This window comes from Streptomyces sp. NPDC002867, assembly GCF_053591895.1.
The window spans coordinates 146,366-162,410 of sequence record NZ_JBSFUR010000007.1 but is presented as its reverse complement, the minus strand read 5'-3'; the positions used below and the strand labels follow the sequence as shown (position 1 = coordinate 162,410).

The following is a 16,045-nucleotide window of genomic DNA, read 5'->3' as shown; positions in this document are numbered from 1 at the left end:
TGGTGGGCACGACGGTTCGTGCCCCGGAGCATGGCAGCGTTCCAGAAAACAAGCAAGCGTGCTTGCTTTGATTTTTTTGACGGTCGTCCGGGCCCTTCCGCCACCACCAACGGCCCCCGCCCTGGTCAGGGACGAACCCGGCTCCCCCACCCCCCATCAGGACTGCAGCGACCACCGGCAACCACCACCAACGGCCCCCGCCCCGGTCAGGGACGAACCCGGCTCCCGCGGACGGCACCCATGCTCGCCACCACGACCAGCGCGATCGCCATCACCTCGGCAGGCGCCAGGCCCTGCCCCAGGACGAGGAATCCGGCCGTCGCCGCGATCGCGGGCTCCAGGCTCATCAGCACGGCGAACGTCGCCGCGGCCAGCCTGCGCAGCGCCAGCAGTTCGAGGGTGTACGGGAGGACCGACGACAACAGCGCCACCGCGAGGCCGAGCCCCAGCGTGGAGGGCACCACCAGCTTCGGCCCGGCCTCCATCAGGCCCAGCGGCAGACTGAGCAGCGCGCCCACGGCCATCGCCAGCGCGAGCCCGTCCGCCTGTGGGAAGCGCCGCCCGGTGCGGACGCTGAAGACGATGTACGCCGCCCACATCGCGCCCGCGCCCAGGGCGAACAGCGCGCCCACGGGGTCGAGCCGGTCGAAACCGCCGCCGCTCAGCAGGAACACGCCCGCGAGCGCGAGCCCCGCCCACAGCAGGTTGACGAGCCTGCGCGAGGCGATCACGGACATGACGAGCGGGCCGAGCACCTCCAGGGTGACGGCGGCGCCCAGCGGGATACGGTGGGCGGCCTGGTAGAAGAGGACGTTCATCGCGGCCATCGCGGCGCCGAAGGCGACGACCGTGCCCCAGTCGGCGCGCGAATGCCCGCGCAGGCGCGGCCGGCACACGACGAGCAGCACGAGCGCGGCGAGCACGAGCCGCAGCGTGACCACGCCGAGCGGGCCCGTGCGCGGCATCAGCATCACGGCGATCGCGGCGCCGAACTGTACGGACAGCGCGCCCGCCACGACGAGCGACACGGGCCCGAGCTTCCGCCGCGACCGTCCCGCTTCTGCCTCGGCCACGGGCCCGGCCCCCTCGGGCAGCACGACGACGGCCCCGGCGGCGCCGGGCCCGCCCGCACCCGCCGTATCGCCCGCCCCCGCCGGACCGCGCGCCCCCGTGGGTACGCCCGTGCGTCCGTGCGCGGACCCCGCCTCGTTCACCGCCCGGCCTCCCCGCTCACCTCGTCCCACGACCATCCCCTCCACGCTACGGACCCGCGCATGCCCCGTGAAATGCCGATCTCACTGCGCTTGTGCTCGGGACGTATGAGCATCGAGCTGCGTCACCTCCGCTGCTTCCCCGCCATCGCCGAGGAGTCGAGCGTGACCAGGGCCGCCGCCCGGCTGAACCTCACCCAGCCCAGCGTCTCCCGCTCGCTCGCCGCCCTCGAGAGGCACCTCGGCACCCGGCTCGTCGACCGCTCCACGCACCACCTCGCGCTGACCGCCGAGGGGCGGGCGTTCCGCGACAAGGCGGCCGCCGCCGTCGCCGCTTTCGACGAGGCCCTCGACGCGGGCCGACTGCTGCGCACACCCCTGCGGCTCGGCCACGCCTGTGCCGCGCTCGGCCCGTACACCACGCCGCTGCTGCGCCGCTGGGGGCGCGAGCACCCGGAGACACCGCTCGAACTGCTCCGTATCGACGACCGCACGGCCGGGCTGACCAGCGGCCGGGTCGACGCCGCCGTCCTGCGGGGTCCCGTCGACACGCCGGGCCTGGTCACGGCGCTGCTGTTCACCGAGGCGCGCGTCGCCGCGGTCACGGCGGACGGCCCGCTCGCGGCGCGCACCACGCTCACCCTCGCCGACGTGGCCACCGGGCCCGTCGTCCTGAACACCGGCTCCGGCATGACGACCCCCGATCTGTGGCCGCCCGACGCCCGGCCCGCCGGCACGCTCACCGTCGGCAACACCGACGACTGGCTGACCGCGATCGCGGCCGGCCACGGCGCGGGCGTCTCGGCCGCCTCCACCGCCGAGCTGCACACCAACCCCGGCGTCGCCTACCGCCCCCTGACCGACGCCCCGCCGGTCCCGGTCCTGCTCGCCTGGCGCGCCACGTCACCACACCCGGCGATCACCGCCCTGCTGCACCTGGCCCGCCAGGTGGCGACCGCCCCCCACTGACGGGATCCTGCGGCCCTTGCCTTCGCCCGGCCTGTGGGCGACTGTTCCGCTCGGGGGCAGTGTGCGGGCGAAGCCCCGCAACCCGCCCGCCAACGCGCACGTCGCGCAAGCCCCCGAAGGGGAAACGCTCACAGACCGTCCGCCAGGACCTCCGCCAGGTGCCGCGCCCGGCGGTCGGTCAGCTGGTCCAGCTGGGTGCGGCAGGAGAAGCCGTCCGCCAGCAGCACCGTCTCCTGCGACGCCGCCCGCACCGCCGGGAGCAGCTGCTCCTCCGCACACGCCACCGACACCTCGTAATGGCCCGCCTCGAAACCGAAGTTGCCGGCCAGGCCGCAGCAGCCGCCGCTCAGCTCCCCGCTCAGCCCGGCCTTCTCCCGCAGCGCCCGCTCGGCCGCGTCGCCCAGCACCGCATGCTGGTGGCAGTGCGTCTGGCCCACCACCGGGCGGTCCAGACGCGGCGGGCTCCAGTCCGGGGCGCACTGCCCGAGGCTCTGCGCGAACGTCCGCACCGAGGCCGCGAGCCGGGCCGCCCGCGGATCACCGCCCAGCAGTTCCGGCAGGTCGGTCTTCAGCGTCGCGGCGCAGCTCGGCTCCAGCACCGTGACGGGCGCGCCCAGTTCGAGCAGCGGCTCCACCGTGTCCAGGGTGCGCCGCATGACCGAACGTGCCCGGTCCAGCTGGCCCGTGGAGACGTACGTCAGCCCGCAGCAGACCCGGCCGGGTGGCACCACGATCCCGACGTCCGCCGCCTCCAGGACCCGTACCACCGCCATGCCCACGGACGGCGACAGCCGGTCGGTGAAGGTGTCCGGCCACAGCACCGTCGTACGGCTCCTCGCGAACACGCCCGTGCGCTCCCGCAGATGGTCCCGCAGCAGGCGGCTCAGCGGACGGGGCGCGAGGACCGGCAGCCGCCGCTCCGGCGCGATCCCGCACATCCGCTTGGCCAGCGCGGCCGCCGGGCCGAAGCGGGCGAGCGCGTTGACGGCCGGCGCGAACGGCCCGGCGAGCCGCAGCCACTCCGGCAGCCGGCCCATCGCGTAGTGCGCGGCGGGCCTGCGGCGGCCCGCGTAGTGGTGGTGCAGGAACTCCGCCTTGTACGTGGCCATGTCCACGCCCACCGGGCAGTCGCTGCGGCAGCCCTTGCACGACAGACACAGGTCGAGCGCGTCCAGCACCTCCGCCGACCGCCAGCCGTCCGTGACGATCTCGCCCGCCAGCATCTCGTGCAGCAGCCGGGCCCGCCCCCGCGTCGAGTGCCGCTCCTCGCCGGTCGCCCGGTACGAGGGGCACATCACGCCGCCGCCGGCCGCGGGCTGCTCCGTACGGCACTTGGCGACGCCGACACAGCGCCGCACCGCGCCCGCGAAGTCGCCGCCGTCGTGCGGGTAGCCGAACGCGACGTCGACCGGCTGCCTGGGCAGGACGTCGAAGCGGAGGTCGGTGTCGAGCGGGCCGGGGCGGACCAGCACGCCCGGGTTCAGCAGGCCGTCGGGATCCCACAGGTCCTTGAAGGCGCCGAAGAGGCCGACGAGTTCGGGCCCGTACATCCGTGGCAGCAGCTCCGCGCGCGCCCGGCCGTCGCCGTGCTCGCCGGACAGCGACCCGCCGTGCGCGACGACGAGGTCGGCCACCTGCTCGGAGAACGCCCGGAAGCGCGCCACCCCCTCCCGGCTCATCAGGTCGAAGTCGATGCGGACGTGGACGCAGCCGTCGCCGAAGTGGCCGTAGGGGGTGCCGTGCAGGCCGTGCGCGGCGAGCAGGGCGCGGAAGTCGCGCAGGTACGGCCCGAGCCGCACCGGCGGGACGGCGCAGTCCTCCCAGCCGGGCCACGCCTCGCCGCCGTCCGGCGTCCGGGTCGCGGTGCCGGCCGCGTCCTCGCGTACGCGCCACAGCGCCCGCATGCCGGCCGGGTCGTCGACGACCGTGCCGTCGAGCGCGTCGGCGGCCCGTACGATCCGCGCCGCGCGCGAACGCGCCTCGGCGGCGGTGTCGCCGCCGGTCTCGACGAACAGCCAGGCCGCGCCGCGCGGCAGGCCCGCCGCGTCCGGTACGAGGTCGTCCGCCATCCCCTCGACGGTCAGCGGCCGGTGGGGCAGCAGGCCGGGGGCGGCCTCGGCGGCGGCGCTCTCGTCGGGGTAGCCGAGCACGGCGAGGGCGCGGGCGGCCGGGGTCTCGACCAGGCCGACGGTCACCTCGGTCAGGACGGCGAGGGTGCCTTCGCTGCCGCAGAAGGCGCGGGCGAGGTCGGCGCCCTTCTCGGGAAGCAGCGCGTCGAGGGCGTAGCCGGAGATCCGGCGCGGCAGGCCGTCGGGATAACCGGTGCGCAGGAGCGCCAGGTTGGCGCGGACGAGGTCGTCGAGGCCGGGCGGGACGCCGGTGGAGCCACTGCCCCGGCCGAGGGTGACGGGGACGCCCGTCGAGGTGACGGCCTTCAGGCTGCGGATGTTGTCCGCCGTGGTGCCCCAGCGCACGGAGTGGGCGCCGCACGAGTTGTTCCCCACCATCCCGCCGATCGTGCACCTGCTGTGCGTCGACGGGTCCGGCCCGAAGGCGAGGCCGTGCGCCCGCACCGCCGCCTGGAGCGTGTCCAGCACGGCTCCCGGCTGCACGACGGCCGTACGGGCCCCGGGGTCGACGGAGACGATCGCGTTCATGTGGCGCGTGAAGTCCAGGACGACGCCGACGCCCGTGGCCTGGCCGGCGATCGACGTACCGGCGCCGCGCGCCACCACCGGCACCCCGTGCTCGCGGCACACCGCCAGCGCCGCCGCCACGTCGTCCGCGTCGCGCGGCGCCACCACGCCGTCGGGGACCCGCCGGTAGTTGGAGGCGTCCATGGTCGTCAGGGCCCGTGCCGTGGCGCCGAAGTCGACATCGCCGCGCACGGCGGCTGTGAGCGCCCGCGCCACGTCGTGCGTATCCCCTGTCATGTCTCCCAGGATGACCCGCGCTGCACGCCTCACGCCTGCGTCTCCCCCGGCGAGCCGGTTCCGGTCGCGCACGGAGTCCGGCAGAGAACGGAAAGAGACGCGCCGGACCCTTGCCCAAGTGATCGCCAACTCTCCTATAGTGACCTCCACTTGATCAGCATGCAGCGGCTTCGACACTCCCCACCGCATCCCCGGAAGGCACCGTTCGATGACCGGCACCGACGAGAAACGATGACCTGCGCCGGGGCACAGCTCAGCGCCATGAAGATCGTGGTGGCCGGTGGTTCCGGCACGGGAAGCACGACGATGGTGCGGTCCGTCAGCGAGATCCGCCCACTGCACACGGAGGAGCCGATCAGCGTCCCCGCCGCCGTGCCGGGCCGGACGGTGACGACGGTCGCGCTCGACTTCGGGCGCCTCACCCTCGACGAGCGCACGGTGCTCCACCTCTTCGGCATGCCCGGGCAGGACCGGTTCCGCTTTCTGTGGGACCCGCTCCTGGACGGCACGACCGGCGCCGTCGTCCTCGTCGACACCCGCGCGCTCGACGGCGCCCGGTACGCGATCGACTGCCTGGAGGGCCGCGACACGCCGTTCATCGTCGCCGTCAACGACTTCGGCGGTCCCTTCCGATCGGAGGACGAGATCCGCGGGGAGCTGACGCTCGGGCCGGACGTCCCCCTCGTCGAGTTCGACGCCCGGGACCACTCCTCGAGCAAGTTCGTCCTGATCGCCCTGCTCAAGCACCTCAAGGAGCTCGCCGGCTGATCCCGCAGCTCAGGGCCGTGCCGTCGCCTCATGGCCCGTCTCATGGCCCGTCTCATGGTCCGGACCGGGTCGGCGTCGGGCGGCCTGAGGGGATACGCTCCGGCTCGTGGCTGATATCCAGATTCCCGCTGACATCAAGCCCGCCGACGGCCGTTTCGGCGCGGGCCCCTCCAAGGTGCGTACGGAGGCGCTGGACGCCCTGGCCGCCACCGGCAGCTCCCTGCTCGGCACCTCCCACCGCCAGGCTCCGGTCAAGAACCTGGTCGGTGAGGTGCGCGACGGTGTGCGCGAGCTGTTCTCCCTGCCCGAGGGCTACGAGGTGATCCTGGGCAACGGCGGCTCCACCGCCTTCTGGGACATCGCGACGCACGGGCTGATCGAGAACAAGTCCCAGCACCTGTCCTTCGGCGAGTTCTCGTCCAAGTTCGCCAAGGCCTCGAAGCTGGCGCCGTGGCTGGCCGAGCCGACGGTGATCTCCTCCGACCCCGGCACGCACCCCGAGGCGCAGGCCGAGGCGGGCGTCGACGTCTACGCCCTGACCCACAACGAGACCTCGACCGGTGTCGCGGCCCCGGTCAAGCGGGTCGCCGGCGCCGACGAGGGCGCGCTGGTCCTGGTCGACGCCACCTCGGGCGCGGGCGGTCTGCCGGTCGACATCGCCGAGTCGGACGTCTACTACTTCGCCCCGCAGAAGTCCTTCGCCGCCGACGGCGGACTGTGGCTCGCCGTGTTCTCCCCGGCCGCGATCGAGCGCGCCGAGCGCGTCCACGCGTCCGGCCGCCACGTGCCGGAGTTCTTCAGCCTGCCGACGGCGATCGACAACTCCCGCAAGAACCAGACGTACAACACCCCGGCGCTGGCCACCCTCTTCCTGCTGAACGAGCAGCTGAAGTGGATCAACGGCCAGGGCGGCCTCGACTGGTCGGTGCGCCGCACGGCCACCTCGTCGCGCACGCTCTACGGCTGGGCCGAGGCGTCGAAGTACGCGACCCCGTTCGTCGTGGACCCGGCGAAGCGCTCGCAGGTCATCGGCACGATCGACTTCGCGGACGAGATCGACGCGTCGGCGGTGGCGAAGGCGCTGCGCGCGAACGGCATCGTGGACACCGAGCCGTACCGCAAGCTGGGCCGCAACCAGCTGCGCATCGCGATGTTCCCGGCGGTCGACCCGGCGGACGTCGAGGCGCTGACGGCGTGCATCGACTACGTGATCGAGAAGCTGTAACGGCGGACTGCACGACGAAGGGCCCGGCGGCCGAACACCGCCGGGCCCTTCGCGTCACCCGTGCCCCTGCGGGCCCTCATCCCATGTGCGCCTTGACGTGGTCGATGACCTCGTTGAACTCCTTGGTCGGCGAGAAGTCCAGGTACTCGCAGTCCTCCAGCGCCGGATTGGACGGCGGAGGAACCGAAGCACTCCGGGGCGTGGGGCTGTGGCTTCCGGATGGCCCCGAGGACTACGCCATCCCCGACATGGCCATCATGGATGCCGACATCGACGAGCACCTGATCCGGAACAACTGCTACGACCCCGCCGTCTTCCGGCTCGTCGTCGAGGTCACGTCCAGCAGCCACCGCAACGACCTGCGGAACAAGGTCGAGGCGTATGCCATGGCCAAGATCCCGGTCTCTGTGATCGTCGATCGCAAGCACACCCGCGTCCACGTCCTGACCGTCCCGGTCGCCAATGAGTACGACAGCGACGAGGTCTACGCCCCCGGCCGGCAGATCACCCTCCCCGCCTCCATCGGCGCCGAGGTGAAACTCGACGCGGCCGAGCTGCTGAAGGCGGGGCAGCGCCGAACCCGGGAAGAACCCGTCACCGACTGAGCCGCTGGAAGCGCCGCACCGCGAGCGGCAGGAACACCGCCGTGATCGCGAGCGGCCACACCACCGCCATCAGCAGCGCGTGCTCCTGGATCCAGCTGCCGTCGCCGGCGACCGGGTTGCCGAACAGTTCGCGGGCCGCGGCGGCGGTGGACGAGATCGGGTTCCACGCGGCGATCGCGCCGAGCCAGTCCGGCATCGTCGAGGGCGGGACGAAGACGCTGGAGATCATGGTGAGGGGGAACGCCACGGCGTAGAGCCCGCCGGCGGCCTCCGGCGTGGGGACCAGGAGACCGAGCAGGATCCCGACCCAGATCAGGCAGAACCGCAGGAGCAGCAGCAGTCCGAACGCCCCCAGCACCGCGCCCGCCCCCGCGTCCGAGCGCCAGCCCATGGCGAAGGCAGTCGCCGCGAGGATGGTCAGCTCCGCGCAGGCGACGATCAGGTCCTGGACGCCGCGGCCGGTGACCACGGCGGAAGGGGCCATCGGCATGGAGCGGAAGCGGTCGATGACGCCCTTGGAGGCGTCGGTGACGACCGCGACGGCGGTGTTCATGAAGCCGAAGGCCATGGTCATCGCGAACATGCCCGGCATCAGGAAGTCGCGGACGCTGCCGCCGTCGGGTGACTTCATCGCGCCGCCGAAGACGTAGCCGTAGAGCAGCACGGAGATGATCGGGAAGCCGAGCTGCCAGGCGATGAGGACGGGCTGGCGCTGGTAGTGGGTCAGTCCGCGGCGTACGACGTTCCAGCAGTCGGCGACCGCCCAGAAACCGCGGCCGTGCGTGTCCCGCGTTTCCAGGTCCACCGTGTCGAGCGTGCTCATGCCGCCTCCTCCGTTCCCTCGTCGGTGCCGTGTCCGGTCAGGCGCAGGAAGACGTCGTCGAGGCTCGGCCTGCGCAGTCCGATGTCCTCCACCGCGATGCCCTCGTCCTGGAGGGTGCGCGCCACCTCGGTCAGTGCCGCGACCCGGTCGGTCACCGTGGCGTGCACGCGCCGCTCCACGCCGTCCGTCGCCGGCTCGGTGTCGCTGACCCGTGCGACGGTCTTGGCGATGGCCGGCAGGTCGGCCGCGTCGCGCGCGACGACCTCGATGCGGTCGCCTCCCACGCGGTTCTTCAGCCCGTCGGGTGTGTCGTCCGCGATGGCCCGGCCGTGGTCGATGACAGTGATGCGGGAGGCGAGCTTGTCGGCCTCCTCCAGGTACTGCGTGGTGAGCAGGACGGTGGTGCCGCCGGCGACCAGCCGCCGTACCGCTTCCCAGACCTCACCGCGCGAGCGCGGGTCGAGTCCGGTGGTCGGCTCGTCGAGGAACAGGACGCGCGGCGCGAGGATCATGGACGCGGCGAGGTCCAGGCGGCGCCGCATGCCCCCGCTGTACTGGCCGACGCCCTTGTCCCCGGCGTCCACCAGGTCGAACTGCTCGAGCAGTTCACCTGCCCGCAGCCGGGCGCGCCGGCCGCCGAGGTGGAACAGGCGCCCGAACATCTCCAGGTTCTGGCGACCCGTCAGCACCTCGTCGACGGCGGCGTACTGGCCGGTGAGCCCGATCCGGCGGCGCACCAGGCGCGGCTCACGGGCCACGTCGACGCCGGCGACCTCGGCCCGTCCGGCGTCGAACCGCAGCAGGGTCGAAAGGACGCGGACGGCAGTGGTCTTGCCCGCGCCGTTCGGTCCGAGCAGCCCGTGCACGGTGCCCCTGCGCACGGCGAGGTCGAAGCCGGCGAGCGCCTGCTTGTCCCCGTACCTCTTCTCGATGCCTTCAGCCATCACGGCGTGCTCGTCCACGGCCCCTCCACTCTCGCGACAACAACTGAGTACAGCGTACCCATAAGAGAGTACGGCGTACTCAGTTTCATGACGCGGGATTAGGGTGAAGCCATGACGACGACCGAAACGAGCGGCAGCGGCGACGTCTCGCGCAGCCTCGAACTCCTGTGGGGCACCGGCGAGCGCCCCTCGCGCGGCCCCAAACCGGGCCTCACCCTCGACCGGATCGTCACGGCCGCCGTCGAGCTCGCCGACGCCGAGGGGATGGCCGCCGTCTCGATGCGCCGTCTGTCCACCGAGCTGGGCACCGGCACCATGTCGCTGTACCGGTACGTCCCCGGCAAGGCGGAACTGCTCGACCTGATGCTCGACCGGGTCTCGGGCGAGCCCCTGGACAACGACGCCTACGCTCCGAAGTCCTCCACCTGGCAGGACGCCGTACGCGCGATGGCCCGTGCCTACCGGGACCTGTACCGCGCCCACCCCTGGCTGCTGAAGGTCAACCAGTCCCGCACGGTCCTCGGCCCCAGCGCCGTGCGCGGCCTGGACACCTCACTCACCGCGCTCCGGGGCATGGGCCTGCGCGACCCGGAACTCATCTCGGTGATCATCACCGTGCAGTGCTTCGTCACCGGCATCGTGCGCATCGAGGTGGAGACCCTGGAGGCCGCACAGCAGACCGGTCAGAGCGAGGAGGACTTCTGGAAGAGCCAGGAGCCCTTCCTCGCGAAGGCCATGCTCAGCGGCGACTACCCGGCCCTCGCGGGCCTGTCCGACGACGCGTTCTCCTCGCAGTTCGACCACTTCGCCTTCGGCCTGGAGCGACTGGTCGACGGCTTCGAGGCGCTGGTACGGGAACGGGCGAACGGCGCCTAGCCACGCTTCCGGCGGCGCAGGGCGAACACCAGCAGCGCCCCGCCGCCGAGCAGGAGCAGACCGTACGTCGTCGCGCCGGCCTCCTCGTCCCCGCCGCCGGTGCCGGCCGCGTCGCCGCCACTGGGCCGTGCCGTGTCACCGCCGCCGGAACCGCCCTCGTCACGCGTCGGCGTCTCCACCCGCTCGACGCGGCTCCGTTCGCCCTCCGTGCCGAACAGCAGCGCCTTGCCGTCGAGCGTGTACGTCACCGACTCCGCCTGCCCCTGGATGGGAGCGCGCACCCGGTGGTCGGCGCCGAGGCGGCCGTTCTCCCAGGCGTAGCCGCGGGCGCTGAAGTACGAGCGCAGCACGAGCTCCTCGCCGTCGGGGGAGAACGCGCCGTCGGTCACCCACGGCACCTCGCCGATCCTCCGGAAGGTGTTGGTCCCCGACGCGCTGAGCGTCGCCGGGCCCTCGTAGAGCCCGCCCCCGTCCTCGTTCTTCGAGGCGATGTACACGCGGCCGGTCTTCGGATGCACCATCAGCGCCTCGGCGTTGCGCGGCCCGTCGGCGTACTTCACGACGAACTGCGTGGCGTCCACCGTCTGGTCGCGCAGCCGCGACGGCTCGCGGAAGCGGTAGATCCACACGTGGCCCCAGCCGCCGTCGAGGTTGTCGCCGATGTCACCGACGTAGACGTTCCCGTCCGCGCCGACGGAGATCGCCTCCATGTCCCGCGGCGTGCCCACGCCTCGCAGGGTGATCGTCGCCACCGTCTCGCCCGTCGCCGAGTCGACGGCGAAGACGCGGGGCTCGTCCTGGTCGTTGTGCGTCCAGTAGATCCCGGGGTGCGCCCGGCTCGCCGCGAGCCCGCTGGACTCGGTGATCCTCGGGTCCTCGATGGTGAACCCGTCGTGGTCCTCCGCCACGGCGGGCACGGCGGCGGCGAGGACGAGCGCGGCGGCGAGGACGGTGACGTACGGAAGCGAACGCATGCCCCCAGCCTGCCACCTCCGCCCCGCGTCGCTACGGGCGTACGGCGGTGACCAGCCAGGCCGTGCTGCGCAGCCGGACCGCGCCGTCCGTCTCGTACGCTCGCAGGACGTCCGCGAGTTCGCGCCGGGCCCGCTCGCCCGTGGCCTCGTCGACCTGGGCGAGCAGATGCTGCCCGGGTCCCGAGCCCAGCAGGAACGCGGTGGCGTCCTCGGCGTCGCTCCCCCACCTCCCGTACGCCTCCACCCGCTCGGCCGCGATCCCATGGAAGCCGGCCCCCGACAGCACCTCGTGGATGCGGTCGGGGTCGGCGAGCGAGAACATGCCCGGCCCGCCGGTCGCCCCGAAGCCGCGCAGGGGCAGCAGGCCACGCAGCCGGGCGAGGGCCTGGAGCCACTCGTTGTCCCGGGCGTCCGCGGCCACGACGAACGCCGCTCGGCCGCCGGGGCGCAGGCCGGCGCGGATGTTGGCGAAGGCGGCGACGGGGTCGGCGAAGAACATGACGCCGTAGCGGCTGATGGCCACATCGAAGTCACGGCCCTCCAGCGGATGCACCTGGGCGTCGCCGCGCTCGAAGACCACGTTGCCGAGGTTCTCGGCGCGGGCGGAGGCGCGGGCGCGCTCCAGCATCGGAGCCGACAGGTCCAGGCCCGTGGCCCGGACCGCGCGCCGGGCTGCGAGGCGGGTGGTGGCCCCCGCGCCGCAGCCGATGTCGAGGACGGTGTCCTCGGCGCGGATGGCGGCGGCGGCGAGCAGGGGCTCGTCGAACCCCTCGTTGACGGCGTCCCAGCGGTCCTGGTGGCGGGCCCAGTGGGCACCTTCGTCACCGTTCCACGCCTGCTCCTGCTCGGTGTTGACGACGTTCTGCACGGCAGTGCCTCCCGACTAGTATGGGCGTACGCCCAAACAGTATGGGCAGACGCCCATACTGTCCATGCCCCCTGGAAGGGATCCGGATGTCACCGCGCGGAGTCGCCGTACCCAACGCCCGCGAGCGGCTGTTCGCCGCCGCCGAACGCGTCGTCGCCGCGTCCGGCCCCGGCGCCCTGACCAGCAGGGCGATAACGGACGAGGCGGGCTGCTCCAAGGGCCTGCTGCACGCGCACTTCGCGGGCGGACTGGACGAGTTCGTCGCGGAACTGGTCCTGGACCGCCTCGCCCGTACAGCCGCGCTCGCGGCGGACCTCCCGGCCCGCGCGGGCACGGACACGGTCGCGGCCAACCTCTCCGGCGTCGCCACCGCCCTGCTCACCGCCACCGGGCCGGACGTCTCGGGCCTCGCCCTCACCCGCCCCGGCGCCGCCGAACGCTTCCGCGACGCGATGGCGTCCGGAGCGCCGGGCTTCGCCGCGATCCAGGAGTCCGTCACCCGCTATCTGGACGCCGAGCGGTCCCTCGGCCGCGTCCCCGCCGGTCTGGACACGGCGGCCGCGGCGCTCGCCCTGGTGGGCACGGTCCACCACCTGCTGATGACCACGTGGCCCGGCGCGCCGGACCCGCGCGAGCAGGTCGAACGACTGGTGGCGCTGCTGATCCGTCAGTGACCGTTCAGCGCCCCGTCAGTGGCCCGACGGCTCCCACACGGCGCAGTCGTGCGCGAACAGCACCCGTGCCGGGTCGAAGCCGGCCAGCCGCTCCACCCAGGCGGGGTACGGAGGGAGCGGCCGCTCCACGCCGTCGCGGGCGGCCCGGCGCGCGAGGTCGGCCGCACCGAAATCAGCCGCGGTGTCATACGCCTGTCCGGCCAGCACGTATGCCCCGCCGGGGCGCTCGACCACCAGGGACTGGTGCCCGTCGGTGTGCCCCGGCGTGGGCACGACCCGTAGCCCCGGCCGGATCTCCGCCTCGCCGTCCAGCTCCTCGTAGCGGGCGCCGGGGAAGTCGACCAGGTGGTCGAGCGTGTAGTCGCCGCTCCGGGCCGTCGCCAGCTCGACCCGCTGCACCAGCAGCGGCACCCCGGCGAACAGCGGGTTGCCGCCGCAGTGGTCGAAGTGCAGGTGGCAGTTGACGACGAGCGAGACCTCCTCCGGTCGCACCCCGACCGCGCCCAGCGCCTCGACGAGCGGCCTGCGCCGCGGCCGGTACCGCGCCTCGACACCGTCGTCTCCCGCACCGACCCCTGTGTCGAAGAGGATCAACTCGCCGTCAGTGCGCAGCAGATAGGCGAGCGCGGGCTCGACCCGAGGATGCGGGCCGCCCGCCTCGGCAGCCGAGCGGACGAAGTAGCCGAGATCGAGCCGGTGCACCACGGTGTCGGTCGCCACTGCCCCATCCTGCCCCTGCGGGGAGGGGTCGTGTCCAGCCTCACATCGCGGACCACTGACGGGTTACCGACGGGTTCGGCGATGATGACGCCCATGCGTTTCCTGTTCGTCGGCGACTCCATGACCATCGGACGCGCCGGCGACTACAGCTGGCGCTACCGGATGTGGCAGCACCTCACGTCCCTCGGCGAGCCGTACGAGATCGTCGGCCCGCGCACCACGCTGTACGACACCGGGGCGAACGCCCCCGTGTCGACGGCGTACGCCGACCCGTCCTTCCCCGCGGAGGCCCGCCGCCACCTGGCGGGCTGGGGCGAGGGCTGGCTCCACATGGCCCCCGTCATCGAGGAGACGGTCGCCGCCTGCCGAGCCGACGTCCTCCTCGTCTCCCTCGGCCTGATAGACCTCGGCTTCTACACCAACAGCGACCAGACGGCCGCGAACGCCCGGGAGTTCATCGCCCGGGCCCGCGAGGCCGACCCGCACGTGCGCATGGTCCTGCTGCCGGTCATCCCCAACGTCCGCGCCGAGTCCGACGCCCCGTTCGCCACCGAGTGCGACCGCTTCAACGTGCTCCTCGCGAAGGCGGTCGCGGACCTGGACACACCGGCGTCGCCGATCCTGCTGGCCTCGCGCCCGCCGTCGTACGACATCCACCGCGACACCTACGACGGCACCCACCCGGGCCCGACCGGCGAGCACAAACTGGCGGCCGCGTTCGCCGACGCGATGCACCAGGCGTGGGGACTGGGCCGGCCGTACCGGGCCGCCGCCTGAGGGATACGGTGCGGCGGGACACCGCGAAACCGGGGAGAGCAAGCAGATGACCGTCATACGCCGCCTGGCGCAGTACGTGGCACTGCCGCTGGCGCTCGTCGCCGTCGCGGGCTACGCCTGGTACCAGTTCAGCGACACGGGCAAGCGCTGGCGCTACGAGGAGGCGTTGGCCTCGTACTGCGAGGGGCTGATCCCGCCGGAGGAGTCGGCGGTCTTCACCGACTACGACACGGAGGAGGGCCTGCCGAAGGACCTGCACATCGGTGGGTCCGACGGCTACGAGTTCTGCTGGGTCGGCAAGACCGCGCTCACCATCGCCCGCATCCCCGAAACGGCCCGCGACGACGACGGCCGCCGGGGCGTGTTCGACGATCTGCGCCCGGAGAGGACGGGCACGCTGCCGATGGCGCTGGGCGGCGGTTGGCACGGTTACACCAACCTCGAGAGCGCCGCCGTCGCACTGGACTGCGGCAACCAGGACGCCTCTGTCGTCGTGAGCGCGTCCGCCCCCGGGCGCGCGGTGGCGGGCCTCACCTCCGCCGAGCTCGTCGCGGCCACCGCGGTCAGGGCGGCCGAATACTGGAACTGCGAGGCCGAGGCCGGAGGCCCGATCCCGGACGTCCCCGCGGAGCCGGAGGAGAAGTCCCGCTTCGAGGCGAAGGGAACGTGCGCGGCCATCCCGATGCGCGACCTGGACAGCATCCACTGGATCAAGGAGACACCGACGACGGACTCCTCCCTGCTGGAGACCTGCGTGCTGGGCGAGACAGGGGCCTCATCGGTGGAAATGTTCCAGATCAGCGCCTTCTTCGGCCCCTTCGCGCAGGCCCAGTACCCGGACTACGAGTCCACCCGGGACGCGGGCCGGTCCGGAAACGACTTCGCCTGGGCCACCGCCAAGTGCCCCGGCACCAGCGCCCGCGCGCTCTTCACGATCTCCTCGGCCCCATACGCGCACGAGGAGGTCCCCGGCTTCGCCCGGTCGGCGCTCACCGCGTTCGCCGAGCGCTCGGCGAAGCAACACGGCTGCACCGACCTGAAACTGCCCCGCTGACGCCCGTCCGCCGTGCGGGGCACGGCGGACGGGTGCGGGCGAGGCGTCAGAAGCCGAACGGACCCGGGTTCTGCGGTGACGTCGCCGTGCACTGCGCCGTGACGCCGAAGACCACCACCGTCAGGGACGTCGCCTCCAGGCTGTCGCCCGAGGCGACCGTGCCGTTCAGCGGGCCCGTCGAGACCGCGCCGCCGGCCGGGATCGCCGGGTTGGCGTTGCCGGTGAACGTCGTCGTTCCGGAGCCGTTCCTGGTGAGGGTGAGTGTGGACTCGACCGAGTTCTCCGAGAGGGCGATGGGCGCCTTGATCGCCTCCGTCGAGACCTCGATCGTCGCGGCCGTGCCGTCCTGCGTGGCCTTGAGCGTCGCCGTACCGGAGCCGTAGGAACCGCAGTCGAACGACAGCGTCGCCGTCTCCGGCGTCACCCGAGGCGCGGCGTATGCCGTGGTCGCGGTCGCGAGCGTGCCGGTGGCGAGCAGGGCGGTGAGGAGCAAAGTGCTGTGTTTCATGGGGGGATCCCGCCTTCGTGTGGGGGTCACGGGCTGGCGGACGTCATTGCGGCACGGAGCTGCGGAGAAAGGAAGGGGCACACTCCCGCGCGCCGCGACAACGGCCGGAATCCGCC

General features: G+C 73.0%; 16 protein-coding genes. 8 read left to right on the top strand and 8 right to left on the bottom strand.

Annotated elements, in window-relative coordinates; genetic code table 11:
* Positions 1-206: 206 nt before the first annotated feature.
* On the bottom strand, positions 207-1,250 hold the full coding sequence (locus tag ACWD0A_RS09490) for an EamA family transporter (RefSeq protein ID WP_451296218.1): 1,044 nt from the start codon (positions 1,248-1,250) through the stop codon (positions 207-209).
* 69 nt (positions 1,251-1,319) lie between these two features.
* Between ACWD0A_RS09490 and ACWD0A_RS09485 the strand changes: the two genes are divergently transcribed.
* Positions 1,320-2,180, top strand: coding sequence for a LysR family transcriptional regulator (locus tag ACWD0A_RS09485; RefSeq protein ID WP_451296216.1), 861 nt, complete (start codon positions 1,320-1,322; stop codon positions 2,178-2,180).
* Positions 2,181-2,308: 128 nt separating this feature from the next.
* Here the strand turns inward: ACWD0A_RS09485 and ACWD0A_RS09480 are convergent, their stop codons facing one another.
* Positions 2,309-5,113, bottom strand: a complete 2,805-nt coding sequence (locus ACWD0A_RS09480) for an FAD-binding and (Fe-S)-binding domain-containing protein (RefSeq protein WP_451296214.1) — start codon at positions 5,111-5,113, stop codon at positions 2,309-2,311.
* 231 nt (positions 5,114-5,344) lie between these two features.
* Between ACWD0A_RS09480 and ACWD0A_RS09475 the strand changes: the two genes are divergently transcribed.
* The 3 genes from ACWD0A_RS09475 to ACWD0A_RS09465 all read left to right on the top strand — a co-directional run bounded on the left by ACWD0A_RS09475 (position 5,345) and on the right by ACWD0A_RS09465 (position 7,711).
* Positions 5,345-5,881, top strand: coding sequence for a GTP-binding protein (locus ACWD0A_RS09475; protein ID WP_307714884.1), 537 nt, complete (start codon positions 5,345-5,347; stop codon positions 5,879-5,881).
* A 106-nt stretch (positions 5,882-5,987) separates the two neighbouring features.
* A complete protein-coding gene (gene serC, locus ACWD0A_RS09470) occupies positions 5,988-7,106 on the top strand; it encodes a phosphoserine transaminase (protein ID WP_451296212.1) in 1,119 nt (372 codons plus the stop codon).
* Between the two features lie 104 nt (positions 7,107-7,210).
* Positions 7,211-7,711: a Uma2 family endonuclease gene (locus tag ACWD0A_RS09465; RefSeq protein WP_451296210.1), complete on the top strand. Its 501-nt coding sequence runs from the start codon at positions 7,211-7,213 to the stop codon at positions 7,709-7,711.
* On the opposite strand, the gene ACWD0A_RS09460 is transcribed toward ACWD0A_RS09465, so the two are convergent.
* Positions 7,701-8,534 (bottom strand): ABC transporter permease, encoded by an 834-nt coding sequence (locus tag ACWD0A_RS09460; RefSeq protein WP_451296208.1) that lies wholly within the window; start codon positions 8,532-8,534, stop codon positions 7,701-7,703. The genes ACWD0A_RS09465 and ACWD0A_RS09460 overlap by 11 nt on opposite strands.
* Positions 8,531-9,478, bottom strand: a complete 948-nt coding sequence (locus tag ACWD0A_RS09455) for an ATP-binding cassette domain-containing protein (protein WP_451296391.1) — start codon at positions 9,476-9,478, stop codon at positions 8,531-8,533. The genes ACWD0A_RS09460 and ACWD0A_RS09455 overlap by 4 nt, the downstream gene beginning before the upstream one ends.
* Positions 9,479-9,589: 111 nt before the next feature.
* On the opposite strand from ACWD0A_RS09455, the gene ACWD0A_RS09450 reads away from it, so the two are divergent.
* Positions 9,590-10,354, top strand: a complete 765-nt coding sequence (locus tag ACWD0A_RS09450; RefSeq protein ID WP_451296206.1) for a TetR/AcrR family transcriptional regulator — start codon at positions 9,590-9,592, stop codon at positions 10,352-10,354.
* Here the strand turns inward: ACWD0A_RS09450 and ACWD0A_RS09445 are convergent.
* Together ACWD0A_RS09445 and ACWD0A_RS09440 are read right to left on the bottom strand one after the other, a co-directional pair.
* Positions 10,351-11,328, bottom strand: a complete 978-nt coding sequence (locus ACWD0A_RS09445; RefSeq protein ID WP_451296204.1) for a WD40 repeat domain-containing protein — start codon at positions 11,326-11,328, stop codon at positions 10,351-10,353. The two genes, ACWD0A_RS09450 and ACWD0A_RS09445, sit on opposite strands and share 4 nt — an antisense overlap.
* Positions 11,329-11,359: 31 nt before the next feature.
* Positions 11,360-12,196 (bottom strand): class I SAM-dependent methyltransferase, encoded by an 837-nt coding sequence (locus ACWD0A_RS09440; RefSeq protein WP_451296203.1) that lies wholly within the window; start codon positions 12,194-12,196, stop codon positions 11,360-11,362.
* A gap of 86 nt (positions 12,197-12,282) precedes the next feature.
* Here ACWD0A_RS09440 and ACWD0A_RS09435 point away from each other — a divergent pair, with 86 nt between their 5' ends.
* Positions 12,283-12,870 carry a TetR family transcriptional regulator gene (locus tag ACWD0A_RS09435; RefSeq protein WP_451296201.1) on the top strand — a complete coding sequence of 196 codons (588 nt, stop codon included), beginning with the start codon at positions 12,283-12,285 and terminating at the stop codon, positions 12,868-12,870.
* A 15-nt stretch (positions 12,871-12,885) separates the two neighbouring features.
* Here ACWD0A_RS09435 and ACWD0A_RS09430 read toward each other — a convergent pair whose 3' ends face one another.
* Complete coding sequence (locus ACWD0A_RS09430) at positions 12,886-13,590, bottom strand: N-acyl homoserine lactonase family protein (protein ID WP_451296199.1); 705 nt, start codon at positions 13,588-13,590, stop codon at positions 12,886-12,888.
* A 93-nt stretch (positions 13,591-13,683) separates the two neighbouring features.
* On the opposite strand from ACWD0A_RS09430, the gene ACWD0A_RS09425 reads away from it, so the two are divergent.
* Both ACWD0A_RS09425 and ACWD0A_RS09420 read left to right on the top strand, forming a co-directional pair.
* The gene (locus tag ACWD0A_RS09425) at positions 13,684-14,367 is read left to right on the top strand and encodes a GDSL-type esterase/lipase family protein (protein ID WP_451296197.1); all 684 of its coding nucleotides are present in this window, start codon (positions 13,684-13,686) and stop codon (positions 14,365-14,367) included.
* Between the two features lie 46 nt (positions 14,368-14,413).
* The gene (locus ACWD0A_RS09420; protein WP_451296195.1) at positions 14,414-15,421 is read left to right on the top strand and encodes a hypothetical protein; all 1,008 of its coding nucleotides are present in this window, start codon (positions 14,414-14,416) and stop codon (positions 15,419-15,421) included.
* Positions 15,422-15,467: 46 nt separating this feature from the next.
* Here the strand turns inward: ACWD0A_RS09420 and ACWD0A_RS09415 are convergent, their stop codons facing one another.
* Complete coding sequence (locus ACWD0A_RS09415) at positions 15,468-15,929, bottom strand: hypothetical protein (RefSeq protein ID WP_451296193.1); 462 nt, start codon at positions 15,927-15,929, stop codon at positions 15,468-15,470.
* Positions 15,930-16,045: the final 116 nt, after the last annotated feature.

Excerpts from the sequence above, each read along its gene's own strand:
- ACWD0A_RS09490 (WP_451296218.1), bottom strand. The coding sequence starts at position 1,250 with ATGGTCGTGGGACGAGGTGAGCGGGGAGGCCGGGCGGTGAACGAGGCG.
- ACWD0A_RS09485 (WP_451296216.1), top strand. The coding sequence starts at position 1,320 with ATGAGCATCGAGCTGCGTCACCTCCGCTGCTTCCCCGCCATCGCCGAG.
- ACWD0A_RS09480 (WP_451296214.1), bottom strand. The coding sequence starts at position 5,113 with ATGACAGGGGATACGCACGACGTGGCGCGGGCGCTCACAGCCGCCGTG.
- ACWD0A_RS09475 (WP_307714884.1), top strand. The coding sequence starts at position 5,345 with ATGACCTGCGCCGGGGCACAGCTCAGCGCCATGAAGATCGTGGTGGCC.
- ACWD0A_RS09465 (WP_451296210.1), top strand. The coding sequence starts at position 7,211 with ATGACCTCGTTGAACTCCTTGGTCGGCGAGAAGTCCAGGTACTCGCAG.
- ACWD0A_RS09460 (WP_451296208.1), bottom strand. The coding sequence starts at position 8,534 with ATGAGCACGCTCGACACGGTGGACCTGGAAACGCGGGACACGCACGGC.
- ACWD0A_RS09455 (WP_451296391.1), bottom strand. The coding sequence starts at position 9,478 with ATGGCTGAAGGCATCGAGAAGAGGTACGGGGACAAGCAGGCGCTCGCC.
- ACWD0A_RS09450 (WP_451296206.1), top strand. The coding sequence starts at position 9,590 with ATGACGACGACCGAAACGAGCGGCAGCGGCGACGTCTCGCGCAGCCTC.
- ACWD0A_RS09445 (WP_451296204.1), bottom strand. The coding sequence starts at position 11,328 with ATGCGTTCGCTTCCGTACGTCACCGTCCTCGCCGCCGCGCTCGTCCTC.
- ACWD0A_RS09435 (WP_451296201.1), top strand. The coding sequence starts at position 12,283 with ATGTCACCGCGCGGAGTCGCCGTACCCAACGCCCGCGAGCGGCTGTTC.
- ACWD0A_RS09425 (WP_451296197.1), top strand. The coding sequence starts at position 13,684 with ATGCGTTTCCTGTTCGTCGGCGACTCCATGACCATCGGACGCGCCGGC.
- ACWD0A_RS09420 (WP_451296195.1), top strand. The coding sequence starts at position 14,414 with ATGACCGTCATACGCCGCCTGGCGCAGTACGTGGCACTGCCGCTGGCG.
- ACWD0A_RS09415 (WP_451296193.1), bottom strand. The coding sequence starts at position 15,929 with ATGAAACACAGCACTTTGCTCCTCACCGCCCTGCTCGCCACCGGCACG.